Annotated in this window: 22 protein-coding genes; 14 read left to right on the forward strand and 8 right to left on the reverse strand. The window is 63.6% G+C overall.

Going from position 1 to position 24,020, the window contains the following annotated elements; all coding sequences use genetic code 11:
* Nucleotides 1-32: 32 nt before the first annotated feature.
* Nucleotides 33-674 (reverse strand): TetR/AcrR family transcriptional regulator, encoded by a 642-nt coding sequence (locus ACFWEM_RS30585; protein ID WP_378539468.1) that lies wholly within the window; start codon nucleotides 672-674, stop codon nucleotides 33-35.
* Between the two features lie 84 nt (nucleotides 675-758).
* On the opposite strand from ACFWEM_RS30585, the gene ACFWEM_RS30590 reads away from it, so the two are divergent.
* The 7 genes from ACFWEM_RS30590 to ACFWEM_RS30620 all read left to right on the forward strand — a co-directional run bounded on the left by ACFWEM_RS30590 (nucleotide 759) and on the right by ACFWEM_RS30620 (nucleotide 7,922).
* A complete protein-coding gene (locus ACFWEM_RS30590) occupies nucleotides 759-2,132 on the forward strand; it encodes an MFS transporter (RefSeq protein ID WP_378539469.1) in 1,374 nt (457 codons plus the stop codon).
* A 60-nt stretch (nucleotides 2,133-2,192) separates the two neighbouring features.
* Nucleotides 2,193-2,342 (forward strand): hypothetical protein, encoded by a 150-nt coding sequence (locus ACFWEM_RS30595; protein ID WP_378539470.1) that lies wholly within the window; start codon nucleotides 2,193-2,195, stop codon nucleotides 2,340-2,342.
* The gene (locus ACFWEM_RS30600; protein WP_378539471.1) at nucleotides 2,339-4,228 is read left to right on the forward strand and encodes an ABC transporter ATP-binding protein; all 1,890 of its coding nucleotides are present in this window, start codon (nucleotides 2,339-2,341) and stop codon (nucleotides 4,226-4,228) included. The genes ACFWEM_RS30595 and ACFWEM_RS30600 overlap by 4 nt, the downstream gene beginning before the upstream one ends.
* Nucleotides 4,225-5,961, forward strand: coding sequence for an ABC transporter ATP-binding protein (locus ACFWEM_RS30605; RefSeq protein WP_378539472.1), 1,737 nt, complete (start codon nucleotides 4,225-4,227; stop codon nucleotides 5,959-5,961). The genes ACFWEM_RS30600 and ACFWEM_RS30605 overlap by 4 nt, the downstream gene beginning before the upstream one ends.
* 21 nt (nucleotides 5,962-5,982) lie before the next feature.
* Nucleotides 5,983-6,624 carry a TetR/AcrR family transcriptional regulator gene (locus ACFWEM_RS30610; protein WP_378446472.1) on the forward strand — a complete coding sequence of 214 codons (642 nt, stop codon included), beginning with the start codon at nucleotides 5,983-5,985 and terminating at the stop codon, nucleotides 6,622-6,624.
* 97 nt (nucleotides 6,625-6,721) lie between these two features.
* Nucleotides 6,722-7,222 carry a nuclear transport factor 2 family protein gene (locus ACFWEM_RS30615; RefSeq protein WP_283301938.1) on the forward strand — a complete coding sequence of 167 codons (501 nt, stop codon included), beginning with the start codon at nucleotides 6,722-6,724 and terminating at the stop codon, nucleotides 7,220-7,222.
* Nucleotides 7,223-7,247: 25 nt separating this feature from the next.
* Nucleotides 7,248-7,922, forward strand: a complete 675-nt coding sequence (locus ACFWEM_RS30620; protein WP_378539473.1) for a pyridoxal 5'-phosphate synthase — start codon at nucleotides 7,248-7,250, stop codon at nucleotides 7,920-7,922.
* Nucleotides 7,923-7,952: 30 nt separating this feature from the next.
* On the opposite strand, the gene ACFWEM_RS30625 is transcribed toward ACFWEM_RS30620, so the two are convergent.
* From ACFWEM_RS30625 to ACFWEM_RS30635, 3 genes are all read right to left on the reverse strand, one after another.
* Nucleotides 7,953-8,261 carry a hypothetical protein gene (locus ACFWEM_RS30625; RefSeq protein ID WP_283301934.1) on the reverse strand — a complete coding sequence of 103 codons (309 nt, stop codon included), beginning with the start codon at nucleotides 8,259-8,261 and terminating at the stop codon, nucleotides 7,953-7,955.
* Between the two features lie 319 nt (nucleotides 8,262-8,580).
* Nucleotides 8,581-9,237, reverse strand: coding sequence for a nicotinamide riboside transporter PnuC (gene pnuC, locus ACFWEM_RS30630; RefSeq protein ID WP_378446474.1), 657 nt, complete (start codon nucleotides 9,235-9,237; stop codon nucleotides 8,581-8,583).
* The gene (locus ACFWEM_RS30635) at nucleotides 9,237-10,841 is read right to left on the reverse strand and encodes a peptide chain release factor 3 (protein ID WP_378539565.1); all 1,605 of its coding nucleotides are present in this window, start codon (nucleotides 10,839-10,841) and stop codon (nucleotides 9,237-9,239) included. The genes pnuC and ACFWEM_RS30635 overlap by 1 nt, the downstream gene beginning before the upstream one ends.
* A 352-nt stretch (nucleotides 10,842-11,193) precedes the next feature.
* Here ACFWEM_RS30635 and ACFWEM_RS30640 point away from each other — a divergent pair, with 352 nt between their 5' ends.
* The gene (locus tag ACFWEM_RS30640; RefSeq protein WP_378539474.1) at nucleotides 11,194-12,828 is read left to right on the forward strand and encodes a fatty acyl-AMP ligase; all 1,635 of its coding nucleotides are present in this window, start codon (nucleotides 11,194-11,196) and stop codon (nucleotides 12,826-12,828) included.
* Nucleotides 12,829-12,831: 3 nt separating this feature from the next.
* Here the strand turns inward: ACFWEM_RS30640 and pth are convergent, their stop codons facing one another.
* Both pth and ACFWEM_RS30650 read right to left on the reverse strand, forming a co-directional pair.
* On the reverse strand, nucleotides 12,832-13,404 hold the full coding sequence (gene pth / locus ACFWEM_RS30645; RefSeq protein WP_317554351.1) for an aminoacyl-tRNA hydrolase: 573 nt from the start codon (nucleotides 13,402-13,404) through the stop codon (nucleotides 12,832-12,834).
* A gap of 108 nt (nucleotides 13,405-13,512) precedes the next feature.
* Nucleotides 13,513-14,121, reverse strand: a complete 609-nt coding sequence (locus tag ACFWEM_RS30650) for a 50S ribosomal protein L25/general stress protein Ctc (RefSeq protein ID WP_230814263.1) — start codon at nucleotides 14,119-14,121, stop codon at nucleotides 13,513-13,515.
* A gap of 290 nt (nucleotides 14,122-14,411) precedes the next feature.
* On the opposite strand from ACFWEM_RS30650, the gene ACFWEM_RS30655 reads away from it, so the two are divergent.
* A complete protein-coding gene (locus tag ACFWEM_RS30655) occupies nucleotides 14,412-15,617 on the forward strand; it encodes a GAF domain-containing protein (RefSeq protein ID WP_378539475.1) in 1,206 nt (401 codons plus the stop codon).
* On the opposite strand, the gene ACFWEM_RS30660 is transcribed toward ACFWEM_RS30655, so the two are convergent.
* Nucleotides 15,614-17,074, reverse strand: coding sequence for an FAD-dependent oxidoreductase (locus tag ACFWEM_RS30660; protein WP_378539476.1), 1,461 nt, complete (start codon nucleotides 17,072-17,074; stop codon nucleotides 15,614-15,616). The two genes, ACFWEM_RS30655 and ACFWEM_RS30660, sit on opposite strands and share 4 nt — an antisense overlap.
* Nucleotides 17,075-17,156: 82 nt before the next feature.
* Nucleotides 17,157-18,338 (reverse strand): aminotransferase class V-fold PLP-dependent enzyme, encoded by a 1,182-nt coding sequence (locus tag ACFWEM_RS30665; protein ID WP_378539477.1) that lies wholly within the window; start codon nucleotides 18,336-18,338, stop codon nucleotides 17,157-17,159.
* 14 nt (nucleotides 18,339-18,352) lie between these two features.
* Here ACFWEM_RS30665 and ACFWEM_RS30670 point away from each other — a divergent pair, with 14 nt between their 5' ends.
* The 5 genes from ACFWEM_RS30670 (at nucleotide 18,353) to egtD (ending at nucleotide 23,949) form a co-directional block, all read left to right on the forward strand.
* On the forward strand, nucleotides 18,353-19,627 hold the full coding sequence (locus tag ACFWEM_RS30670; RefSeq protein ID WP_378539478.1) for an APC family permease: 1,275 nt from the start codon (nucleotides 18,353-18,355) through the stop codon (nucleotides 19,625-19,627).
* Nucleotides 19,628-19,705: 78 nt separating this feature from the next.
* A complete protein-coding gene (gene egtA / locus ACFWEM_RS30675) occupies nucleotides 19,706-20,929 on the forward strand; it encodes an ergothioneine biosynthesis glutamate--cysteine ligase EgtA (protein ID WP_378539479.1) in 1,224 nt (407 codons plus the stop codon).
* Nucleotides 20,926-22,233: an ergothioneine biosynthesis protein EgtB gene (gene egtB / locus ACFWEM_RS30680; protein ID WP_378539480.1), complete on the forward strand. Its 1,308-nt coding sequence runs from the start codon at nucleotides 20,926-20,928 to the stop codon at nucleotides 22,231-22,233. Before egtA ends, egtB begins: the two co-directional genes overlap by 4 nt.
* A 1-nt stretch (nucleotide 22,234) precedes the next feature.
* On the forward strand, nucleotides 22,235-22,981 hold the full coding sequence (egtC, locus tag ACFWEM_RS30685) for an ergothioneine biosynthesis protein EgtC (RefSeq protein WP_378539481.1): 747 nt from the start codon (nucleotides 22,235-22,237) through the stop codon (nucleotides 22,979-22,981).
* Nucleotides 22,978-23,949, forward strand: a complete 972-nt coding sequence (egtD, locus tag ACFWEM_RS30690; protein WP_378539482.1) for an L-histidine N(alpha)-methyltransferase — start codon at nucleotides 22,978-22,980, stop codon at nucleotides 23,947-23,949. Before egtC ends, egtD begins: the two co-directional genes overlap by 4 nt.
* Nucleotides 23,950-24,020: the final 71 nt, after the last annotated feature.

Consider the following 24,020-nt stretch of genomic DNA (forward strand, 5'->3'; position numbering starts at 1 on the left):
TAACCTGACATGTTGTTCGGGTGTCCTCAGGGTCAGTTGCTGCCCTGCCACATCTGAAGCCATTCGCTCCAGGACGGGGGAGTGGTCGACGGTTGAGGTCTTCCGTGACGAAGTCCGTCGAGCATGAACTCGAGATAGCGCGTGTGTATTTCGGTGGCGCGAACCCCCTCGATCGGCAGGGTCGGTCGTAGATGCACCGTCATGAGCATGACGTCTGCAGAAGTGAAGTCGGGCGGGACTTCGCCAGTATCGATGCAGATGTCGACCATCGATTGCAGCGCGGCCTCCAATTCTTCTGCGGCGCGGGTGACTTCGGTGTGTTCGGGCAACCTGCCGCCGAGGACGGGAATGAGCGGTCCCACCGATTCGGCAAGGTATCGCGAGAAGAACGTCTTCAGTACGGCTTCATCGGTGTCTGCGTTGCTCACGCACTCTCGTGCCAGGGTGGCGAGGTGGTCGATCGCCCAGACGCGTAAGGATTGCGCCAGTTCCTCTTTGCCGCGGTAGCGGCGATAGATGCTGCCGACGCCTACCCCGGCCCGGGTGGCAATCGCCGATACCGGTGCATTCCAACCCTGTTCGGCGAAGATCTCGCGCGCTGCTCGCAGTACGGTGACGTCGTTGTCTGCGGCTTCTCGGGCGCGTCCGGGGAGGCTCGCATTCTCTTTCGCCATTCCCACAGGCTAGCAATGCGTGGTTTACTCAATCGGAACGGAGTGCTCCGTTCCGATTGAAACCATGATTGGAGGAAGGTGTCGATGACAACCTTGGCGGAGGCGCCCACGCGATCCGGGAGTCGGGTGATCGCCGCACTTGCGGGGGCGGTGCTCGTCTACTCGCTCATGCAGACCATGTTGGTGCCGGCGTTGCCGGTGTTGGGTGAGCATTTTGATACGTCCGTGGCGGTGACCGGCTGGATCCTGACGGCATACCTGTTGGCGGCCGCGGTGATGGCTCCGATCGTCGGGGCGATGGGGGATCGATTCGGCGACAAGCGAGTCCTGGTGATCGTCCTGATCATCTTCGCTCTCGCGACATTTGCCGCGGCGGCCGCCCCGAATATCGGGGTGCTGCTTGTCGTTCGAGCTGTCCAGGGAGTGAGTATGGCGAGCTTCCCGCTCGCGATGGCAGTGCTGCGAAGAACGGTGGCCGGTCCCGAGTTGTCTTCGGGGATAGGTTGGCTCGCTGGGACCTTGGGAATCGGTGCCGGAAGTGCACTGGTGATCGGTGGTGTCATTCTCGAGTACCTCAGCTGGCAGTGGTTGTTCGTGATCACCGGGATCCTGATCGTGCTTGCATTGGTCGCAGTGGTGGCTGTGGTTCCGGGTTCGCATCGCCGGCCGGGTATGCCGACGGACTGGGCCGGTGCCGGCGCTCTGGCGTTCGGGTTGGTGAGCCTGCTCCTGGCGATCACCAAAGCCTCCGAGTGGGGAGTTCTGTCGCTCGGATTCTGGGGTCTGGTGGTTGTCGCGTTCGTCTCGTTCGCAACTCTGATTGCCGTCGATTCCCGCCACGACGCTCCGATCGTCGACATGCGAGTTTTTCGGGACAGGCCGATGATGATCACCAGCGCACTGACCCTGGTGTTCGGGTTCGTGCCCTACATCTTCTACCTCTGCCTGCCGCGGATCCTCCAGGCGCCGGAAACCTCTACGTATGGAAGTGGATTCACCGTTGTGCAGACCGGGTTGGCCCTCTTGCCCGCCGCTGTCCTCGTCTTCCTCGGTGGCCGTCTGACGCCGGCTCTCGCGCGGCGATACGGGCCGCGAGTGCCGGCAGTCCTAGCGCTGGCACTCATGGCGACGGGCGCGGTCGGACTCGCGATCTGGCCGAGCTCGGTGGTTGCGATCGTGCTGTTCTTCTCCCTCGTCGGATTGGGGAACGGCGTGGGGTTCGCGGTCTGTGCTCTGCTGGTTGCTTCGATCGTCCCGCCATCGGAAATGGCAGCGGCCAGCGGTGTCAACAGTGTGATCAGAACCGTCGGTTCGGCGGTGGGTGCTCCGGTGACCACAGCGGTCCTGGCGATCGGAGTTTCCGGCGACTCGTTCGCGGTGGCGTTCGTGATGGGCGCCGTCATCAGTGTTGTTGCATGTCTGCCGGCGATTGCACTTCCCGTGACGAGGGCTGCATAAACGGCTTGAGTTATTGTAGGCTCCCCTAATCGAGACAGCATGTAACTAAGGCAGGGAGAGATGATGCGGCAGCAGTGGGGCCTACAAGCCGCGGCACTCACGCTCGTGGTCAAGCCCGATACGGCCTTCGCCACCCTGCAATCACAAGCCGCGAAGGGGTTCGCATCCGACGCCGACGCAGTCACCCGATGGAAGGCGTTCTCGAAATGACGACAACACAGGAAAAGTCAGCAGACGTTCCACCCGAGGAGGCAAACGCACCGCATGGATCTGCGGCCGAAGCCTCACTGGCCAAGGCCGAAGCGGCGGCGCACAAGAGCGCGCTACGCGAACTCCTTGCGCCAGTTCGCACACGGACGACCATCGCGATGGTGATGCAGGTGATTGCCGCGGTTGCTGCCATCGTCCCGTACGTGGCCATCGCCGAACTGGGCAAGACGCTGATCGTGGGCGGCGACATCGACTCGTCTCGCGTCTGGACGATCGTGTGGGTGGTCGTCTTCGGCCTGGGTGTGCGTGCGTTCTTCGGTGGCGGTGCGTTGATCGTGACGCACTTCGCCGATGTGAATCTCCAAGCTGTGCTTCGACGCCGAATCGCCGCGACACTCGGTCGACTTCCTCTGGGCTGGTTCACCTCCCACTCGTCCGGAACCGTGCGCAAAGCTGCGCAGAACGACATCTCCGATCTCCACTACCTGGTTGCACACAGCGCCGTCGAGACCACCGGAGCGATCGCGGTGCCGCTGGTCGGACTCGGCTACGTGATTTCGATCGACTGGCGTCTGGGATTGGTCGCGATTGCCACGCTCCCGATCTACATGATCGCCTATGCGACGATGACCAAGGACATGGCCGTCAAGATGAGCCGGATGAATGAGGGTATCGCGGCTATCAGCAATACGATCGTCGAGTTCGTCACCGGCATCGCAGTAGTCAAGACTTTCGGTCAGGACAAGCAGTCACATTCTCGATACCGTGATGCCGCCAAGGCTTTTGCCGTTTCGTACGAGGGTTGGGTTCGCCCGATGCTTCGGACCGAGGCGCTGGCCTCGATTGCCTTGAGCGCGCCGGTAGTGCTGGTGGTGAACCTTGGTCTCGGCTCGTGGTTCGTCCACTCCGGGTGGGTGTCACCCATCGACGTCCTGACCAGTTCTCTTGTCGCGATGGTGATTCCGGTATCGGTGACGACCATCGGTTTCGGCATGCAGGCCCGCCGTGAGGCTGCCGCCGCTGCGGCGCGGCTGATCGCGCTGTTCGCAACCGACGCACTGCCGGAAACCGATCATCCGAAAAAGCCCGCGGGGAACGAAGTTCGATTTTCCGGAGTCTCTTTCGCCTACGACGACGGGGCCGACGTTCTGTCCGACATCGATCTGACGCTGCCGGAGGGTACGGTGACGGCGTTGGTCGGGCCTTCGGGTTCGGGTAAGTCGACACTGGCGACGCTCGTTCCCCGATTCCATGACGTGCGTACCGGATCCGTGGCCATCGGCGGTGTCGACGTCCGGGACGTCGCTACCGACGAGCTGTACCGCCACGTCGGATTCGTTCTGCAGGACGTGCAGCTGGTCGAAGCAACTGTTCTCGACAACATTCGGCTTGCCCGCCCTCAGGCGTCGCAGGCCGAGGTGAAGACTGCTGCCGCAGCCGCGCAGATCGACACCCGAATCGAAGCCCTCCCGAGAGGGTACGACTCTGTGGTCGGGGTCGACGCCAGGTTCTCGGGCGGTGAGGCGCAACGAGTCTCCATCGCGCGGGCGATTCTCGCGGACACTCCCGTTCTCGTGCTCGACGAGGCGACCGCGTTTGCGGACCCGGAGTCCGAAGCCGATATCCAAGAAGCATTGTCGCGTTTGACGGTGGGGCGCACTGTGCTGGTGATCGCGCACCGGTTGGCTTCGATCGTGAGTGCCGATCAGATCGTGGTCCTCGACGCCGGGCGGATCGTGGAGAAGGGCACGCACGATCAGCTCGTGGCGAATGGTTCGACGTATGCCCGGATGTGGGCGAGTCACAGTCGGGCCGACTCGATTGAACACAGTCGGGCCGACAGCATCGCAGGTACGTCTGACGCAGCAGGAAAGGCCAACTCATGATTCGCGATCTCTTCCGGATCCTCGGCCCGCAGAATCAGGGACGCTATCGAGAGTTCCTGGTGTGGGCTGTGTTGTACGGCGTGATGCAGGGTTTGGCAGTGGCATTGCTGGTGCCGACCGTGCGGGCACTGTTCGAGCAGGACTGGGGAAGTTTCGTTCGGTGGCTCGCCGCCATGGCTGTGTGCGCGGTGATCAGTTCGATTGCGCATTACCTGCAGGCCATCAAGGGATTCGAGTCGGCGCTCACCCTGCTGCGGACGATGCATCTGCGCCTCGGTGATCACCTCGTCGCGCTCCCTCTCGGTTGGTTCGGTGCCGGCAGACTCGGCCAGGTATCGCAGGTCGCCAGCAAGGGCACCATCTCGGTGATGGGGGCGGCCGCGCATCTGATGACACCGATCATCTCCGGAATTGCCAGCCCGGCAACCATTGTCGTGTGCATGCTGTTCTTCGACTGGCGGCTCGGGCTCGCACTGGTGGTCGGCGTTCCGATTCTGTTCGCAGCAGCACGCTTTGCTTCGGCGATGACCGCCAAGGCCGACGATCAGGCACATGCCGCGGCGGTCGAATCGAACAATCGAGTACTCGAATACGCGCGTTGCCAACCGGTCCTGCGTGCTTTCGGACGCACCCACGGGGTGTACGAACCGCTCGACGACGCGATCGAAGCTCAACACACCGCGGGTCGTTCACAACTGTGGTTCGTGGTGATCGGTTCCGTGGTCAACGGAATCGCCCTGCAGTTCGTGTTCTCGGCCGTGATCATCCTGGGTGCGTTCCTCGCGCTCGGCGGCGACATCGACCCGGTCACGTTGATCGCGCTACTGGGGCTCACCGCACGGTTCATCCAACCGCTGGGTGAGATCGGCGAGTTCGGCGGCGCAATCAGAATGGCACGCAACGAAATCCGTCGGATGTCCGAGATCCTCGAAGTGGAACCACTGGTCGAACCCGAAACCAGCGGGACGGCGACGGGGGAGACAGCCGTGCAGTTCGACGCCGTCGACTTCGGTTACGCCGACGGCGGGCAGGTTCTGCGGAACATCTCCTTCGACGTGCCGCGGAAGTCGCTGACGGCGTTGGTCGGTCCGTCGGGTTCTGGCAAAACCACCGTCACCCGGCTGATCTCGCGCTTCTACGACGTCGACTCCGGGGTGGTGCGTGTCGGCGGCGTCGACGTGCGTGACCTCACGAGCGCCGATCTGATGGCGCAGTTGTCCCTGGTCTTCCAGGACGTGTATCTCTTCGACGACACGTTGATCGCGAACATCCGCCTCGGCCGCCCCGAAGCCACGGACGAGGAAGTCTTCGACGTCGCTCGGATCGCCGGCGTCGCGGAAATCGTCGAGCGACTTCCGCGGGGTTGGGACACCCGCGTCGGTGAGGGCGGGACGGCACTGTCCGGTGGAGAGCGGCAGCGAGTCTCCATTGCGCGTGCACTCCTCAAACGTGCACCCATCGTGCTGCTCGACGAGGCGACGGCCGCGCTCGATCCCGAGAACGAGGCACACGTTCAGCGTGCGATGCAGGAACTCGCCAGCGAAAGCACACTGCTCGTGATCGCTCACAAACTGTCGACCGTCGTGGCCGCAGACCAGATCATCGTGCTCGGTGACGACGGATCAATCGTCGAAGTGGGAACTCACGAAGTTCTGCTTGCCGCCGGTGGGAACTACGCCGCGTTCTGGAATCAGCGCCACCGTGCGTCGGGATGGCGGTTGGTAGCAGGCTGAGCAGGTGGCAGGCTGAGCAGAATGCAGACCGGAAAGAAGACAGGGCGGCCGCCGACGTTGTCGAGAGTGGACATCGTCGAGGCCGCCCTGGCTGGTGATCTGAGTGAATTGACCATGCCGAGTGTGGCAAAGCGTCTGGGCGTCAGTCATTCTGCGCTTTATCGATACTTCGCCGACCGTGAAGCGCTGCTGCGGGCCTGCTCGGATCACGTTGTGCGTCAGACTGTGTGGCCGGACACGGATCGTCCGTGGCGTGAATTTCTGAAGGACCTCTGCGACGTTCTGTGGTCCTCGTTCGAACGCTATCCCGGTCTCGCCCAGGTAGGTCTCGCTGTTCCGGGCACGCCGCCGGCGATAATCGAGATCGTGGAGAAACTGGTCGGTTCGTTGACTGCGCAAGGCTTCACACCACACGACGCGGTGCTGGCGGTGGACTTCATCTCCGAGGTGACGATGACTCAGTTCGCGATGATGGCGGCGCTGGACAAGACTGTCAGTTCCGCGGATTCGCGTTCTGCACGCCAGGCGTATCAAGAGAGTTGGAATGCGTCGGAGTCGTTGATCGAGGGGATCGGCGACGAATCGACGTGGCACGGACGCGGTTGGTTGGACGAGAAGATCACGATCATGCTCGACGGCCTGGAAAAGCGTGTTATCGGCTGACATTTCTACTAGCTTTGAGAGTAATGCCCGTTTATGCGTGATACAGGCTAATGTGCACACATAGGACGGGTGGTTGCTGCACCGGGAGGCGGGGATCATGGATCTCGAAGCGATTGTTCTCATCCAAAGACTCAAGTACCGATACGCACGCGCCTTGGACACCAAATCGTGGGTCGAATTCGCCGACACTCTGACCGTCGACGCCACCGCGATCTACGGAGAGCAACTCAGTTTCGATTCCCGAGATTCATTCGTCTCCTTCCTCGAGAACACCCTCGGCTCGCACATCATCACCGAACATCAATGTGGGCAACCCGAGATCGACGTCGACGGAGACACTGCAACCGGGATCTGGTGCCTTGCGGACACGGTGGTCATCCCCGAGGACGGCATGCTGCTTCGTGGATCGGCTTTCTATCACGACAGATACACCCGCTGCAGCGACGGTGAATGGCGAATCTCCCACACGAGCTACGAGCGCACCTGGGAATCGGTGGTGGCGCTCGCCGACATGCCGAGTTTTCGATTGACGTCCAACAAGTGGGCACTGCTGCAGCAACCCTCGTTCGGTGACTCGATCGTTCGCAACGTCTCCTGAAGCCGCCCGCGATTAGAGTCGGCTCATGGTTGACGCAGATTTCTCGCGGCCGGACGTCCGGGCATGGATTCGCGGTATTCCCGCACTGACCGGAACTCCGCCGCCCGCGCCTGAACGTTTTCCGGAGAACCCAGGAGAGTTGTTCCTCGACTGGCTCCGTGCCGCCGTGGCCTTCGGGGTCGTCGAGCCGCACGTGTGTGCGCTCTCGACCGTGGACGGCGACGGCATGCCCGATTCCCGCTTCCTCATCCTCAAGGACGTGACTGAGGGTGGGTTCTGGTTCTCCGGTTCGGCTGCATCGCCGAAAGGTGTTGATCTGAAAGAAAATCCGCGGGCATCGTTAGCGTTCTACTGGCGTGAGACGGGCCAGCAGGTCCGGATTCGCGGATTGGTACGCGAGGGCGACGACGCACTTCGACGCCGAGACTTCGTCGAACGCTCCGTCACGGCGAGAGCGGTGGCGACGGCAAGTAAGCAGAGTGAAGTGCTCGAAGACTTCGACGCGTACGACACGTCGGTGGCCGCTGCGGAAGCAAGAATCGGCGACGACCCAGGGTTCGTGTCGAAGGACTGGCGTGCGTGGTGCCTCGAGCCGGAGTCTGTCGAGTTCTGGCAGGCAGACTCCGGGCGTCGGCATCAGCGGTGGTTGTACCGGCGTGGCTCGAACCGAGCATGGACACGCGCAGTGCTGTGGCCCTGAATAGCGGGGCCCTGAACAGCTGGGTCGAGCTCAGCTGGCGCTGATTTCCGGCGACACGAGGTTGACGACGATCGACTGTCCGCCGAGCTTGGCGTGGATTTCGGGATGTTCGAACCCCGAGGACAACAGGTAGCTGCCGAGCATCGTGAGCAACTCGTCCAGATCCATCGTGGGATCGGAGGAATGCGTGCTCGAGGGTGAGGCCTGATTCGCGATCAGTTCGGTGTGGGTGAGACGCCCGGCCACTCGAACTGCGGCTACGCCCATCGCGTCGCGCCGTACGACGGTACGACTCCGAGTTTCGAGCGTCCTCGATGATTCACGTGTTGAAGCTGGCACTGAAAGGTCCTCTCCGCTGCTGTGTGCGGCCGTGGTCCGGGAGGGGAGCGGAAACGTGAATGCATCCGACTGCTTGGGTGCGGTCGACAGAAAATCAGCTGTGGCGGTGGCGCTGCCGGAACCGTTGCCAGTGGAAACGCTGCTCGCAGAACCATTACCCGCGGAACCATTACTCGCGGAACTACTGGCTCTCGATCCGTTTCCGGAACCGTTGGGACCCGTTATTCCGTGAGAATTCTTGTCTTCCATTGTTTCGCTCCTGATGCCCGTAAACAGACCGCTGGTTTGCTTAATCGACGCAAACATACCAGGAGTTCGTTTACGGTCGCACCCCTTGTGGAGTTCGACGTTGAATGCGCAGCCACATCGCGAAACCCCACAGTACGAAGAATGCGTAGACCAGATAGAGGATTGCCGACGGGTAGTACCCGGCCCGGAAAAGAAGGGGAACACCGACGGCGTCGACGCCGATCCAGATGAGCCAGAACTCGGTCCAGCCGCGTGCCATGCCGTACGTCGCGAGGATGGAGCCGGTGAAAATCCAGGCCTCCGCCCACGCCCCGTACGAGCCGAGAAGGTCGAAGATCCAGGCGAAAGCGATTGTGCCGCTTGCCATGACGGCGATCATGGCGAAGCGCTCGCGAGTTGTCGCCCAGTGCGGCAGGACTGCGCGACCGGAGTCGCGTGCCCCACGTCGCCACTGAGTCCATCCGTAGACGCTGACAGTGATGAACAACAACTGACGGCCGGCTTGGCCGTAGAGATTGAGCTCTTGCGGCGTGTGGAAAAGCGCGCCCATGAACACCGTGAACAACAAGGCATTTCCGGCTATACCGACAGGCCACGCCCATACCGAGCGTCGTGCGCCGGCGATCGCGGAGCCTATTCCGAACGCGTTTCCGATGATCTCTCGCCAGAGAATCGTGGCGCTGCCGATGTGCAGTTCGGCGTCGAACAGCGCCTCGATCAGGCTCATCAGTCCGCAGCAGCGACGAGGGGTTCGAGCGTCAGATCCGGAAGTTCCTTCTGGATGTACTGCAGGCGCCACTTGTCGCTGACAAGAGCGAGCAGAACACCGTCGGATCGGGTGAAGACCTCCACACCGCGCTGACGGTTCAGCTCGACCTCGGACGCGGCGTCGGTACGACGGGCCAACGCATAGCCGAGGGGTTCCATCTTGGCCTCGACGTTGAACTCGGCCTTCATGCGTGCCGCGACAACTTCGAACTGCATCGGGCCGACGGCCGCCATGACGGGGGAGGCGTCGCCGCGGATGTCGTTGCGAAGAATCTGGACGACGCCCTCGGAGTCGAGTTGGTCGACGGCGCGGCGGAACTGCTTGTACTTGCCTGCGCTTTCGGCGCGCAGGATCGAGAAGTGTTCCGGCGCGAACGACGGAATCGGCGGGAACTCCACCTTCTTCTCGGTGTACAGCGTGTGGCCGGGCGCGAGGGCGGTGGCGTTGACGAGGCCGACGACGTCGCCGGGGAACGCGGACTCGACAGTGGAACGTTCGCGGCCGAACACCGTCTGCGCGTACTTGGTCGTGAAGGGCTTGCCGGTCTGTGCGTGCGTGACGACCATGCCGCGCTCGAACACGCCGGAGACGATGCGCATGAAGGCCAGACGGTCACGGTGCGCGGTGTCCATACCGGCCTGCACCTTGAAGACGACCGCACTGAACGGATCGGTAACCTCGCGCGGCTTGCCGCTGAGGTCTTCGCGGCTTCGCGGCGGCGGCGCCAATTCGACGAGGGTGTCGAGGATCTGGCGGACACCGAAGTTGAGCATCGCGGACGCGAAGATCACCGGGGACGTCTGACCGGCGAGGAACATCTCTTGGTCGTGGTCCTGGCCGGTAGCGGAGAGCAGTTCACTCTCCTCGGCCGCGGTCTCCCACTCGGATCCCTCCTTGGCGAGTGCGGCTTCGGCGTCCATGACCTCTTCGGGGGCGATCTTCGCGCCGCCGGCGGTACGGGTGAAGCGGACGTACTCGCGAGCCTCACCGTCTTCGCCGCGTCGCAGCAGTCCGCGGAAGTCGCCGGCGATGCCGACGGGCCAGTACAGGGGAGTGGGTGTGAGGCCGATCCGCTCGCTGATCTCGTCGAGCAGTTCGAGCGGAGTCTGGCCGGGGCGGTCCCACTTGTTGATGACCGTGATGACCGGGATGCCGCGGTGGCGACACACCTGGAACAGCTTGAGCGTCTGCGGTTCGAGACCCTTGGCAGCGTCGATGAGCATGACGGCTGCGTCGACCGCGGTCAGGACGCGGTACGTGTCCTCGGAGAAGTCGGAGTGACCGGGGGTGTCGACGAGGTTGATGACGTTGATCTGCTCGTCCGGGGTCTCGGACGAGTGGTAGTTGAACTGCAGTGCGGTGGAACTGACGGAGATGCCGCGGGCCTTCTCCATCTCCATCCAGTCCGAGACCGTCGACTTGCGGCCGGCTTTGCCGTGGACAGCGCCTGCCTCGGAGATCTTCTTCGCGTGCAATGCCAGCGCTTCGGTGAGCGTCGACTTACCGGCGTCAGGATGCGAGATGACGGCGAAGGTGCGGCGACGCTCCGCCTCGGCTGACAAACCCTTGGTGGTCGTCGTGACCGCAACCGACCCGCTCTCGGTGGAATCGGGGCCTTCGGTGTCGGACTGGACAGTCGAGTCGGAAGGGACGGTCGAGTCGGACGGGGTAGTCAACGAAGAACCTCTCGAAGTGGGCGTCAGTGCCGGCGACGTGCCGGTGCGCGGACAGGTGGAGAGTGCGGCAGCACAACAGAGAAAGGATACTCGCAGACCACGATGCAATAACCACTGCGGCGTAACACTCGGCGAACGATCGCTGATTATCCAAGTATGTGTGTGTTCGAACACACAGCCATTTGTGTCCTGCGAAGAGTTGCACTGATCGAAGAGTGACACTGACCGAGGAGTTGCGTTGAGCAAGTTCACCGAAGAGATGTATGCGACCGCCGCAGTCACCGACCGCGGCCTGGTGACGGGAGAGCCCGACAACGCTTTCCGTCAGACCTGGGGCGACATCCACCAGGAGGCGCGGCGCATGGCCGGCGGCCTGGCCGAGGTCGGTATCGACCGTGGCGTTGCGATCGGCATTCTCGCTGGACAGCCAGTCGACATCGCGCCTGCCTGCCAGGCGACGTGGATGCGCGGTGCGTCGGTGACGATGCTGCATCAGCCGACCCCCCGAACGGATCTGGGTGTCTGGGCTCAGGACACCGAGACGGTGATCGACATGATCTCGGCAAAAGCCGTGATTCTGGGCGCGCCCTTCGATGCGGCAAAGCCGCTACTCGAAGAGCGCGGCATCACCGTCGTGACGGTGGACGAGCTTCGTGGCGGAACGTCGATCGATCCCGTGGAGACGGTCGAATCGGATATCGCACTCCAGCAGTTGACGTCCGGTTCCACCGGTTCGCCCAAGGCCGTGCAGATCACGCACGAGAACTTCTACACAAACGCATACGCGATGATCAACCGCATCAAGTTCTCCATCGAAGACGACGTGATGGTGAGCTGGCTTCCGCTGTTCCACGACATGGGCATGGTCGGGTTCTTGACGGTTCCGATGCAGGTGGGCGCCGAGGTCATCAGCATCACGCCGATGGATTTCCTCCGCACCCCGGTGCTGTGGGCGGAACTGATAGGCAAGTACGGCGGAACTGTCACGGCCGCACCGAACTTCGCATACTCCCTCTTGGCGCGTCGACTCGGACAGGCAGAGGACGGGGCGGTCGACCTGTCCAGCGTCCGATACATGTGGAACGGTGCCGAGCCGGTGGATCCCGACACGATGGATGCTCTCGCCGCGGCCGGCGCGCGTTTCGGTTTGAACCCGACAGCGCTGGCTCCCGTGTACGGAATGGCGGAAACCACCCTGGCGGTGTCGATTCCGGATCCCGATCAGGGTCAGGTTCTCGACTACGTCGATCCCGATTTCCTCGAGTCGATGTCCCGCGCGGTGCCGTCCAATCGCCCCAATGCGCGCGCCCTTGCGACGCTCGGAAAGATGGTGCCTGACCTCGAGGGACGCATCGTCGACCGTGACGGCCAGGTGCTGCCGGCCCGAGGCGTCGGAATCATCGAGGTTCGCGGCAAGGCAGTCACCCCCGGATATGTCACAGTCGACGGACACAAGCCGGCCCAGGACGCCGACGGTTGGCTCGACACCGGTGACGTCGGTTATTTCACCGAAGAAGGCCTGGTTGTGGTGTGCGGGCGAGTCAAGGACGTCATCATCATGGGCGGCCGGAACGTGTATCCGACCGACATCGAGCGGGCGGCCGGAAGCGTTGCCGGTGTGCGCCCGGGAAATGCAGTCGCCATTCGCCTGGATGCCGGCCAGAAGCGTGAGAGCTTTGCCGTCGCGGTCGAGACCAACGCTTTCGAGGATCCGGAAGAGGTCAAGCGCATCGAGCGCGAAGTGGTCCACGCCGTGGTCGCCGACGTCGGCGTGCGCCCTCGTGCCGTTGCGGTCCTTGGTCCCGGCAGTATCCCGAAGACGTCGTCGGGAAAGCTTCGCCGCGCCAATTCAGCTGCCCTGCTGGGTAACTGATTGTCAGTGCAGACGGTTCTGGGCTGCCTCGAGCCCGAGTTCGAGCAGTAGCTCCACTGCATCCGCAGCTTCTTCGCACACGAGATCGAGTTCTTTTCGCTCCGTGGACGAGAACGGCTTGAGAACGTAGTCCGCCGGGTCCATGCGGCCCGGCGGGCGACCGATCCCGACGCGCGTGCGCAGGTAGTCCTTGGTGGTCAACGAGCTCGAAATGGACCGGAGCCCGTTGTGGCCGCCTTCGCCGCCGCCGAGTTTGAGCCTGACGGTCCCGAAATCGAGATCCAGTTCGTCGTGGACGACGATGATGTTCGCGGCATCGACCGAGAAGAATCGTGCGAGACCGGCGACCGCGCCGCCCGAGAGATTCATGTACGAGCGCGGCTTTCCGAGGATCACGCGTCGGCCGGCGAGGCGACCTTCGACGATCTCGGCGCCACTCTTCTTGTGTACGTTGAACTTTCCGCCCATGCGTCCGGCAAGGGTGCCCGCGACCATGAAACCGACGTTGTGCCGGGTCTTCTCGTACTGCGGGCCGGGGTTGCCCAGGCCGATGACGAGGGCGGTATCTGTGCTCAACGGACGCTACTTTCTGGCTTGTTCTTTTTCCTGCTACGCGCGAACGGCGCGTCACTCCGAATCGGAATGACGCGCCGCGCGCAGTGAGTTCTGTAGGAACCGAGAGGATCAGGCCTCTTCTGCAGCCTCGTCGGCGGCGGGAGCTTCTGCGCCCTCTTCGAGGTCAGCCTCGGTCGGTGCAGCAACGACGTTGACGATCAGGGTGTCAGCGTCAGCCTGCAGGACGGAGCCGGTGGGCAGTTCGAGCTGGCTTGCGAGGATCTGGGTGCCGATTTCGAGGCCCTCGACCGAAACCTCGATCTGCTCGGGGATGTGGAGGGCGTCTGCCTCGATGGAGATGGTGGATGCATCCTGCGCGACCATGGTGCCTGCAGCAGCGTCACCGACGACTACGACGTGAACGTCGATGGTGACCTTCTCGCCCTTCTTGATGACGAGGAGGTCAGCGTGCTCGATGTAGCTGCGGATGGGGTGCACGACGACCGACTTGGTCAGTGCAACCTGCTCCGTGCCCTCGATGTCGAGGGTGAGGATGGCGTTGGTGCCCTGCGCGCGGAGGATGCGAGCGAAGTCGCGAGCCGGCACGTTGAGGTGGCGGGGATCTTCGCCGTGGCCGTACAGAACCGTGGGGACCTGGCCGTCGCGACGTGCGCGGCGAGCTGCGCCCTTGCCGAATTCGGTGCGGACGACGGCGACGAGGTTGTTTTCTTCAGACATGATGAAACGGCTCCTACAACTCACGGGGTTCGTGCTCGGTTTACTGACGTGTGGTTTTGCCTGCGAAAAGGGGGACAGGCGCGCACACGGCCAGGAGCGAAACGCTCGAGCTGAGCCGTAGCCGCGTCGATCACGGTAAACCTGCAACGTGTGGAACTGCTGCGATTCACCCTCGCCGAGACAACTTTGGATACGTTACCGGAGTTTGCTCCTCGCCGCTAATCGCAGGTCGCGGCGACCTGGCCGTGTGGACGTGGTTCGCGTCACATCGAAAGCGGTAGCCTGACGGAGTGACCACCCTGGGGAACGCTCCCGAAGGCAGTCGGCTCGGTGCCGTCGTGCCGGGTACCGATCTGTCGCAGCATGCTCGCCTACTCAGTCGGGTGCACGACGCAGTTCTCTCCGGGCAGGAACCACCGGCGCAGCCGCGGACCGTCGTGGCACGGTCGTGGTCGAGAGTGGCTGCGGGCGGGCTCACACCGGATCACTGCGGCGCGTCTGTTGTCGCTGATTTCTCCGAGTTGGAGTCGAGGCGTTCGCGTACCGCACTGCGCTCGGTTCTGCCCGAGTTGCGAACCACTCTGACCGAGGTGGCCGAGGACGCGGGCTTCATCGTGGTCGTTGCCGACGCCGACGGTGTCCTGCTCTGGCGCGAGGGCGCGAAGGCAGTCAAGCGGGCGGCCGACGCACTCGGATTCGCCGAAGGTGCGCGATGGTCGGAGCAGTCGGTGGGTACCAATGCGATAGGTACCGCGCTGATCGAAGATTCTGCGGTGCAACTCTTCTCGGCCGAGCACTATGCACCGACTCACCACAATTGGTCGTGTACCGGTTCACCCGTGCACGATCCGCGGACGGGCGAGATCCTGGGAGTGGTGGACATCAGTGGGTCCGCAGCCTCGGTGCATCCCACCACCGTCGCGCTGGTCCGCACCGCGGTTCGCCTCGCGGAGGCGACGCTGTGGCGCGAGCACGCAGCTCAGCTCGAGCGCCTTCGTTCGCGGGCAGCACCGTTGTTCGCGGCCGGGACCGGACCGGCATTGGTGGTCGACGAGTTCGGTTGGGTGGCCGGCGCCAGCGGGATAGCCGCGCCCGACCGAGTTGCAGCGCCGAGCGCGGGAAAGCCCGTCATCGTGCCAGGGCTGGGGATGTGTCTGCCCGAGCCCCTCGGGGACGGCTGGCTGTTGCGCACCGGCGTCGGCGGGCCGGTGATCGAGCTGGAGCTGTCCCTCGGCGTATCGCCGCAGGTGACGGTGCGTGGTGACGCCAACTGGACGCGAGCGCTCTCCCCGCGGCACGCCCAGATCTTGAGGGCCCTGGCAGCGGTCGGTTCGGCGGGCGTGGACGCCGCAGGCCTGAGCGAAGTGCTCTTCGGTGATCGCGAGCATGTGGTGGCAGTGCGCGCCGAGGTGTCCAGACTGCGGAAACACCTCGGCGCGGTCCTGCAGACTCAGCCGTACCGCTTTGCCGACGGCGTGCGGGTCGTGGTGATCTAGCGCGCCGCGGTGATTCCGGCGCGTCGTCCGAAGAAGCTGCCGTCGCCGAGGCTGGTTCCGCTGGCGTAACCGCCCGCGCACACACCGGAAGTGCACCGGCCCGCCGCGAACAATCCTGGAATCGGCACACCGGAGACGTGCAGGACCTCGGAGTCGACGGTGGTCTTCAACCCGCCGAGCGTGAATCCGCCGGTGCGTCCGCGCAGATCGATTGCCGCGAACGGGCCGACAATCGGCTTCACCCACTCGCCCTTCTTCCCCAGCACCGGGTCCGACCCTTCAGCCGCGTGCCGGTTGTAGAGGTCGACGGTCGATTGCAACGATCCGGCGGGCAACCCCATCTCGGCTTCGAGTTCCTCGACGGTTTCCGCCACCCAGCTCGGCTGCGCCCGCAACTGCGCACTGGACGACTCGGCATTCATGCCTTCCTCGTATGCAGCTTCGTCGATGACGAGGAATGCCTGGTTGTCCTGCTGAAACAGCGTTGCCTGGCCGATGCGGCCGGGGTAGGTGTCCTCGGGGATGTATCGCTGACCGCGGCCGTTGACAAGAATGCCGCGCACCATCAACTGCGGGTCGCAGAAGAACGCGACCTCGGTGGCGTCCATGTGCGCGGTGTCGGCGCCGAGTGCCTGACCGATCTGGATTGCGCGGCCGTCGTGCGCCTCGATGGAGGCCGCCGGGTGGCCGAAGATGCGCGGTGCATTCGAGCGCACCATCTCGTTGTTGTACGCGAAGCTGCCCATCGCCAGCACGACGCCCTTGCGTGCGCGAATCGCGACGTCTTTGCCGTAACGCTTGGCGGCGACGCCGACAACCCGATCGCCGTCTACCACCAGAGTTTGGACGCGCAGATCGTATTCTGCTCGGACACCGAGCTTTTCGGCCGTCTCGACGAGTGGTTTCATCAGCATGTAGCCACCGCCCCGCTCACCGGTGTTCTTCTCGGACATCTGCGGAACGTGTCCGCGGGGCGCGGGATCGACGAGGGTGTTGAACGGCGCGGCGTTCTCGCCTCCCGAGTACATCAGGCCGTCGTCGTACGGCGGTTCCCAGCCGGGCTGACCCCAGAAGGACTCCTTGAACGGTACGCCGGCATCGACGAGCCAGTTGTAGTGATCGACACTGCCCTCGCAATACGCGTCGATCTTTGCGTCGTCGGTTCCGGGGCCGAGCGCTGCCTTCATGAACGTCTTCATGTTCTCGACCGAATCCTCGAACCCACACGCCTTCTGCAGCGGCGTTCCACCGCCCAGATAGATGAATCCACCCGCCAGCGAAGCTGCTCCACCCCAGCCGCCCGTTCGCTCCAGGACGAGAACCTCGGCGCCGGACCGCGCTGCTTCGATCGCAGCGGTGACGCCGGCGATGCCGTATCCCGCGACGACGACGTCGGCCTCGTAATCCCAGGTGGTGATGTCGGCAACGGAGATCGGTTTGACGGTGGGGTCGGCCATGCGAAGCGTCCTCTCGGAAGGCGAAACTACTGGTCACCACACAGTTGCAGTTTCGACTTCCGCAGATCAGGCAAGGTCCCGGTCAACGGGAGGTTTGCAAACTCCTGACCGCGCCCAGAAATGTGTCCAGGTCGGCTTCGTCAACGAAGTAGTGCGGCGATGCGCGAACTACAGCGTCGAGTCCGCGGGCATCCATGTCGAGGAGCGTGGACCCGCGACCGCTGACGGTGACGGTGATGTTCTGTGCTGCAAGCTGATCCCGAACCAGGTGTTCGGAAATACCGTCGACGGTGAAGGAAACGATGCCGCTCAGATGGGTTCCTCGATCGCGGACTTCGACTCCGGAAATCGCTGCCAGACCTTCCCTCAATGCGCAGGCTCGGGATTCGATCTGCTCCCACACCGTGTCGGTGCCGATCGAGAGCAGATAGTCGGCGGCGACGCCGAGACCCAGGCGCGCAGCGACACTCGTTTCCCAGAGTTCGAATCGTGTTGCATCCGGGGCAGGAACGAAGCTGTTCTCGCTGGTCCATTCCGCTCCGTGCAGGTCCATTGCAGCGGGTTCGAGCGCGTCGACGAGTCCGGGGCGGACGTACAGGAATCCGGTTCCGCGTGGCCCGCGGAGCCACTTGCGGCCGGTGGCGCTGAGCGCGTCGACGCCGAGTTCGGTGACGTCGATGGGCAACTGGCCGACGGACTGGCACGCGTCGAGCAGGACGAGAGAGCCGTGGGCTCTGGCCAATTCGACTACCTCACGGACCGGGTTGATCAAGCCGCCGTTGGTGGGGGCGTGTACGACGGAGACGAGTCGAACCCGATCGTCGAGCATGTTCTCGAGTGCCTCGAGGTCGATGCATCCGTACTGATCACTCGGAATGACCTCGACGCCGGCGCCGGTGGAACGCGCCCGCCCCAGAGCGGCGATTGCGTTGCTCGCGTATTCGACTCCGCTGATGAGGATTCGATCACCAGGTCCGAGTGGAACGGCAGCGTAGAAGTCGTTCCACGCGCGGGTTGCGCTGTCCGTCAACGCGATATCGGTTGCCTGGGCGCCGATGACGCGGGCCAGTGAATGCGGAACAGCAGCCAGTGCGCCGCTCTGGCGAGCAGCGGCGACGTACCCGCCGACGTCGGCTTCACGTCGCAGGTGCTCGATCATGGTGGTCAGCACCGGCTCGGGCGGGAGCGAGGATCCCGCGCTGTCGAGGAACACCTTGTCGAGGCATCCGGGAGTGTCGCGGCGGATCGTGTCGAGATCGAACATGGCACCTTCCGTTCATGTCGGTGTGGTTCAAACTACCTGTGAACGAAGCTGTCCCGATGGAGCGAAGACTGAGCACGGCCGATGCCGTGGTGATCGGCCTCGGCGCGATGATCGGCGCCGGAGTCTTCGTGGTGTTCGCGCCCGCTGCCGCCGTAGCGGGTACCGGGTTGCTGCTCGGCCTGGCGATCGCAGCGTTCGTCGCCTACTGCAATGCGACGTCGTCGGCGCAGCTCGCGGCCAGATACCCGACGTCAGGTGGGACCTATGTCTACGGACGTGAGCAGCTCGGACCCTGGTGGGGGTTTGCCGCCGGCTGGTCGTTCGTGATCGGGAAGATCGCGAGTTGCGCGGCAATGGCTCTGACCTTCGCGACGTACGTTGCTCCTGCGGCCTGGCGTGTTCCCGCCGCGGTACTGGTAGTCGTGGCCCTGGTAGCAGTCAACTACCGCGGAGTGACGCGGACGGCGCAGATGGCCAGGGTCATCGTCGCCGTGTCGACGACGGCATTGTGTGTAGCGCTGGTGGTTGCCGTCGTGGGACCTGGTGCAGTGCGTGAGCTCCCGGACCTCGTGTTCGGGTCGTGGTACGGGATTCTGCAGTCGGCGGGGCTGTTGTTCTTTGCCTTCGCCGGTTACGCCAGGATCGCGACGCTGGGGGAGGAAGTGCGTGATCCGCGCCGCACGATTCCGCGGGCGATTCTGATTGCACTCACCGCCGCGGTTGTCCTCTATGCGCTGGTAGCGGTGGTGCTGTTGGTGACGTTGGGGCCTGATCGGCTGGCGAAGTCGGCGCGGCCCCTGGCCGATGCGGTGGGCGCAGCCGGGTGGAACTGGGCCGTTCCCGTGGTGGTGATCGGTGCCGCGGCGGCGTCGGCGGGGGCGCTGCTGGCTCTGATCGCCGGGGTGAGCCGTACGGCGATGGCGATGGCCCGCGAGAGTGATCTGCCCGTTGCTCTCGCTGCCGTCCATCCACGGTTCGCAGTCCCTCACCATGCCGAACTTGTGGTCGGGGCTGTTGTGATCGCTTTGGTCTCGACAACCGATCTTCGTGGCGTGATCGGCTTTTCGTCGTTCGGAGTGCTGCTCTACTACTTCGTCGCGAACGTGAGCGCGTACAGCCAGCGCGGAGTGGACCGGATGTATCCGAAGTGGCTGCAGGCAGTCGGGGCGGCTGGTTGTGTCGTTCTGGTGGTCACACTTCCGTGGATCGCGGTTGTTTCCGGGGTAGGTGTGGTTCTGGCCGGTTGTGGGTACCGGTGGATACGACTGAAGAAATTCAACGACACGTAACACCACAATGGGTGCATCTCGGACGTAGGCGTTCTATCGTCGGTAACGACCGCGAAGACCGCCCGAAGGGGAAGTCGAATGGTGACAGCAGCGTTGACAGCAGCACAGACCACGCAGGTGGATTCGCGTCCTGCGGCCGAGGCCTACGTCGGTGGTGTGTGCTTCAAACAGGGGCCACCCCGCTTGGTCGGAGCCGAGATCGAGTGGCTGACCAGGCAAGATCCCGGTGGGGAGCGGCCATCCGCCGCGACGCTGGCAAGAGCGCTCGGGCGACACGCACCCACCAGCATCGACCCGGATTCACCGGCGGTTCCGCTTCCTCGTGGCAGCCTGGTCACCGTAGAACCCGGCGGACAGATCGAACTCTCGTCCGCACCGCGCACGTCCGCCCGCGAACTGTGTGACTGTCTCGACGAAGACCGTCGGACTCTCGAATCTCTTCTCGCGTCGTACTCGATCGAAATCAGTTCGGCTGCCGCCGACGTCGCCCGCCCCCCTTCCCGCATTCTCCGGTTGCCGCGTTACTGCGCAATGGAATCCCGCTTCGCCGGGATAGGCCCGTACGGCACCTTGATGATGTGCAATACCGCAGCAGTGCAGGTCAGTGTCGATGCCGGCGGGAGTCCGGAGTCGATCGCCCAGCGTTGGCGGCTCCTCGGGGACATGGGTCCGGCTCTCGTCGCGGCGTTTGCGTGTTCTCCACGCTTGCAAGGGGTTCCGAGGGGAGATTGGGCTTCTCAACGCATGCGGACGTGGCTCGAACTCGATTCCTGGCGCACCGCCGCAATCCCGGAAGCGCAGGACTACGCAGCCTGGGCGCTCGACGTTCCGCTCATGTGTGTGCGAAACGAAGGCGATGATTGGACGGCTCCGCGGGGCGCGACTTTCGCGGACTGGATCGCCGGCGCCCTGGATGCCGAGATCGGACGTCGCCCCGTCTGGGCGGACTTGGACTATCACCTGTCCACGCTGTTCCCGCCGGTTCGCGCTGTCGGCCATCTGGAGGTTCGCTACATCGACGCACAACCGGGAGATTTGTGGCGAGTGCCGATAGCAGCGGTCGACGCGTTGCTGTCCGGGCCAGCCGTGATGCGCGAGGCGAGTGATGCTGCAGCGTCGACGGCCGGGAGGTGGCGGGATGCGGCAGAGTACGGTCTGGACGACGTCGAACTGCGTTCGGCGGCAACATCTCTGATGTCGCTTGCCGCGTCTTATGCGCCGGAGCCACAGTTTGTCCGTCTTCTCGATGCCGCAGCCGAACGGTGTTGTCGCGCAATTGTGCCCGGTGAGAGCGACACATGACGGGGGAGATCACCAAGGAAGCGGTCGAGGCCGTACTTCTGCGAGCGCGTGAGCGGTCGACGCTGCTCACCGACTGCGTCGACGATACCGAATTGATCGCTCAGCATTCTCCGTTGATGAGTCCGCTGGTGTGGGACCTGGCGCACATCGGCAATCAAGAGGAACTCTGGCTGGTGCGCGATGTCGGTGGCCGTGATCCGGTGCGTAGCGACATAGACGAGCTGTACGACGCTTTCAAGCATTCGAGATCGTCGAGACCGACACTTCCCCTGCTCAACCCGGCCGAGGCGCGCGAATACGTACGTACGGTTCGTGGGAAGGTCTGGGATGTGCTCGAAGCCAGCACGTTCGGGCGCACAGAACTCGACGTGGACGGCTTTGCGTTCGGGATGATCGCGCAGCACGAACAGCAACACGCCGAGACCATGCTCGCGACACACCAATTACGTTCGGGGCCCACGGCACTCGTTGCGACACCCGCTCCGCAAGCGGCCCGCATGCCGGAACTCGACGAGATCACCATCGCGGCCGGCTCCTTCGTCATGGGGACCGACGACGAGCCGTGGGCACTCGACAACGAGCGCACTGCACATCAGGCCTATCTCACCGATTTCGCAATCGACAGATTCCCGGTCACCAACGGGCAGTTCATCGAATTCATCGAGGACGGCGGCTATTCCCGACCGGAACTGTGGTCCCGTGACGGTTGGCGGCATCGCGTCGACGCGAAACTTCGTGCGCCTCTGTTCTGGGAACATGACAGTTCGGGTTGGTGGCACGAGACTTTCGGCGTCGAGGCTCCGGTACCACCCGACAAGCCGGTTGTGCACGTGAGCTTCTACGAAGCCGAGGCCTACGCGTGCTGGGCAGGCAAACGGCTTCCCACCGAGGCGGAATGGGAAAAGGCCGCACGGTGGGATCCGGAATCCGGGAGATCACGACGGTTCCCGTGGGGGGACGCGTCCGCAGACGAGAATCTTGCCAATCTCGGTCAGCGCCATCTTGGTCCAGCGGGCGTCGGCTCGTACCCGGCGGGTGCGTCGGCAGCAGGTGTCGAGCAGTTGATCGGCGACGTGTGGGAGTGGACCTCTTCGGGTTTCCATCCGTATCCGGGTTTCCGGGCCTTCCCGTACCGGGAGTATTCGGAGGTGTTCTTCGGCGGTGACTACAGAGTGTTGCGAGGGGGATCGTTCGGGACCGACAGCGTTGCCTGCCGGGGGACGTTCCGCAACTGGGACCATCCGATCAGACGCCAGATCTTCTCGGGTTTTCGCTGCGCCAGAACGATTTCGGGTAGATCCTGACATGTGTCGGCACCTCGGGTATCTCGGGCCGCCGCGTTCGGTTCGTGAACTCATCCACGACGGCGAGAACTCACTGATGCGACAGTCGTGGGCACCTCGCGAGATGCGTGGCGGCGGGACCATCAATGCCGACGGATTCGGCACGGTGTGGTGGAACGACGGAAGGCAGGGGCGGTATCGCAGCATTTCGCCGATCTGGTCGGACCCGACCATCGACGAGACGTTGTCCCACATCGTTTCCGGATCCGTTCTCGCCGCCGTTCGTTCCGCGACGGAGGGGATGGCCGTCGAGATCGGTGCCTGCGCACCGTTCGTCGACGGAACCTACGCATTCAGCCACAACGGAGCGGTATCCGGTTGGCCTGGTTCACTTGCCGAATTGGCGGCAGAGGTTCCGGCCGTCGAACTGCTGAAGATGCCCGCCCCGACGGATGCTGCCTTGTTGTGGACAGTGCTTCTGCATCGGTTGACCTCGAAGCCCGCGGAGGCCGCCGTGACGAGCCTCGTTCACGATGTGGCTGCGGCGGCACCGGATTCACGACTGAACCTCCTGTTCGGCGACGGGCAGGAACTGTGGGCCACGGCCTGGGGCCACACGTTGTACACGCGGGTCGACGAGTCGCGGGCCCTGATCGTCTCCGAACCGTTCGATCGATCGCCGGACTGGGAGCAGGTGCCGGACCGGCACATCGTCTGCGCGCGTCCAGGCCACTTGATCATCACCCCGATACCGATGGGAGAACAATGAAAACCCCTACGCTCGAGGTTTATCTGACACCGGCCGAATCGGTCGACGCATTGCGAGCCGAGGCCAGGGAGGGTCTGACCGCTACGCCGAAGTGGCTCTCGCCCAAATGGTTTTACGACGCGCGTGGAAGTGAATTGTTCGAGGAGATCACGGCCTTGCCCGAGTATTACCCCACCCGTACCGAGCGCGGCCTGCTCACTCGGTACGCCGACGAGATCGCTGCGTTGACCGAACCTGAGATCCTGATCGAACTGGGTTCCGGTTCCTCGGAGAAGACGCGTTTGCTGCTCGATGCGATGACCGCGCGCGGAACTCTGCGAACGTATGTACCGCAGGATGTTTCGGTGACGGCACTGGAAGGCGCGGCGCGGCAGGTCGGTGCCGAGTTCCCCGGCATCGATGTGGTCGGGGTGGTCAGTGACTTCACCGGCTCGCTGCATCATCTGCCCGGTGGTGGACGGCGGGCGCTCGCGTTTCTCGGTGGAACTCTCGGCAATCTCGTTCCGGCGGAACGTGCCGAGTTCCTCTCGGGCATTGCAGCCGTGCTCGATCCCGGTGAGAACCTGATCCTGGGCGTGGGATTGGTGATCGATCCCGCAGTCCTCGTGCCCGCATACGACGACGCTGCCGGTGTGACTGCACAGTTCAATCTCAATGTTCTCTCGGTCCTGAACAAGCAACTGGGAGCGAACTTTCCCTTGGAGGACTTCCGTCACGTCGCGCTCTGGGATGCCGAGAACGAGTGGATCGAGATGCGGCTGGAAGCACTTCGTGAACTCTCGGTCCGGATCGACGACCTGGATCTGGAGATCACTTTCGCAGCGGGCGAGCAGCTGCGCACCGAGATCTCGGCGAAGTTCACCGAGGACAGGATTGCCGCGGAGCTGGCGTCCGCGGGCTTCGGGGTACGGAAGGTGTGGACGGACGAGGATCAGCGCTTCGCGCTGTTGTGCGCGCAGCGGGCGTGAGCGTTCACAAATCGACTCGAAACGCGGGTTTCCGCGTCCGGGAACGACTTCTGTGCGCTCAGTTCGGGCAG

The organism is Rhodococcus sp. NPDC060176 (assembly GCF_042728675.1).
GTDB lineage: Bacteria > Actinomycetota > Actinomycetes > Mycobacteriales > Mycobacteriaceae > Rhodococcus_F.

What these genes read in the sequence shown, in the direction of transcription:
- ACFWEM_RS30585 (WP_378539468.1), bottom strand. Translation starts at nt 674, where the DNA reads ATGGCGAAAGAGAATGCGAGCCTCCCCGGACGCGCCCGAGAAGCCGCA.
- ACFWEM_RS30590 (WP_378539469.1), top strand. Translation starts at nt 759, where the DNA reads ATGACAACCTTGGCGGAGGCGCCCACGCGATCCGGGAGTCGGGTGATC.
- ACFWEM_RS30595 (WP_378539470.1), top strand. Translation starts at nt 2,193, where the DNA reads ATGATGCGGCAGCAGTGGGGCCTACAAGCCGCGGCACTCACGCTCGTG.
- ACFWEM_RS30600 (WP_378539471.1), top strand. Translation starts at nt 2,339, where the DNA reads ATGACGACAACACAGGAAAAGTCAGCAGACGTTCCACCCGAGGAGGCA.
- ACFWEM_RS30605 (WP_378539472.1), top strand. Translation starts at nt 4,225, where the DNA reads ATGATTCGCGATCTCTTCCGGATCCTCGGCCCGCAGAATCAGGGACGC.
- ACFWEM_RS30610 (WP_378446472.1), top strand. Translation starts at nt 5,983, where the DNA reads ATGCAGACCGGAAAGAAGACAGGGCGGCCGCCGACGTTGTCGAGAGTG.
- ACFWEM_RS30615 (WP_283301938.1), top strand. Translation starts at nt 6,722, where the DNA reads ATGGATCTCGAAGCGATTGTTCTCATCCAAAGACTCAAGTACCGATAC.
- ACFWEM_RS30620 (WP_378539473.1), top strand. Translation starts at nt 7,248, where the DNA reads ATGGTTGACGCAGATTTCTCGCGGCCGGACGTCCGGGCATGGATTCGC.
- pnuC (WP_378446474.1), bottom strand. Translation starts at nt 9,237, where the DNA reads ATGAGCCTGATCGAGGCGCTGTTCGACGCCGAACTGCACATCGGCAGC.
- ACFWEM_RS30650 (WP_230814263.1), bottom strand. Translation starts at nt 14,121, where the DNA reads ATGTCTGAAGAAAACAACCTCGTCGCCGTCGTCCGCACCGAATTCGGC.
- ACFWEM_RS30660 (WP_378539476.1), bottom strand. Translation starts at nt 17,074, where the DNA reads ATGGCCGACCCCACCGTCAAACCGATCTCCGTTGCCGACATCACCACC.
- ACFWEM_RS30665 (WP_378539477.1), bottom strand. Translation starts at nt 18,338, where the DNA reads ATGTTCGATCTCGACACGATCCGCCGCGACACTCCCGGATGCCTCGAC.
- ACFWEM_RS30670 (WP_378539478.1), top strand. Translation starts at nt 18,353, where the DNA reads ATGTCGGTGTGGTTCAAACTACCTGTGAACGAAGCTGTCCCGATGGAG.
- egtA (WP_378539479.1), top strand. Translation starts at nt 19,706, where the DNA reads ATGGTGACAGCAGCGTTGACAGCAGCACAGACCACGCAGGTGGATTCG.
- egtB (WP_378539480.1), top strand. Translation starts at nt 20,926, where the DNA reads ATGACGGGGGAGATCACCAAGGAAGCGGTCGAGGCCGTACTTCTGCGA.
- egtC (WP_378539481.1), top strand. Translation starts at nt 22,235, where the DNA reads ATGTGTCGGCACCTCGGGTATCTCGGGCCGCCGCGTTCGGTTCGTGAA.
- egtD (WP_378539482.1), top strand. Translation starts at nt 22,978, where the DNA reads ATGAAAACCCCTACGCTCGAGGTTTATCTGACACCGGCCGAATCGGTC.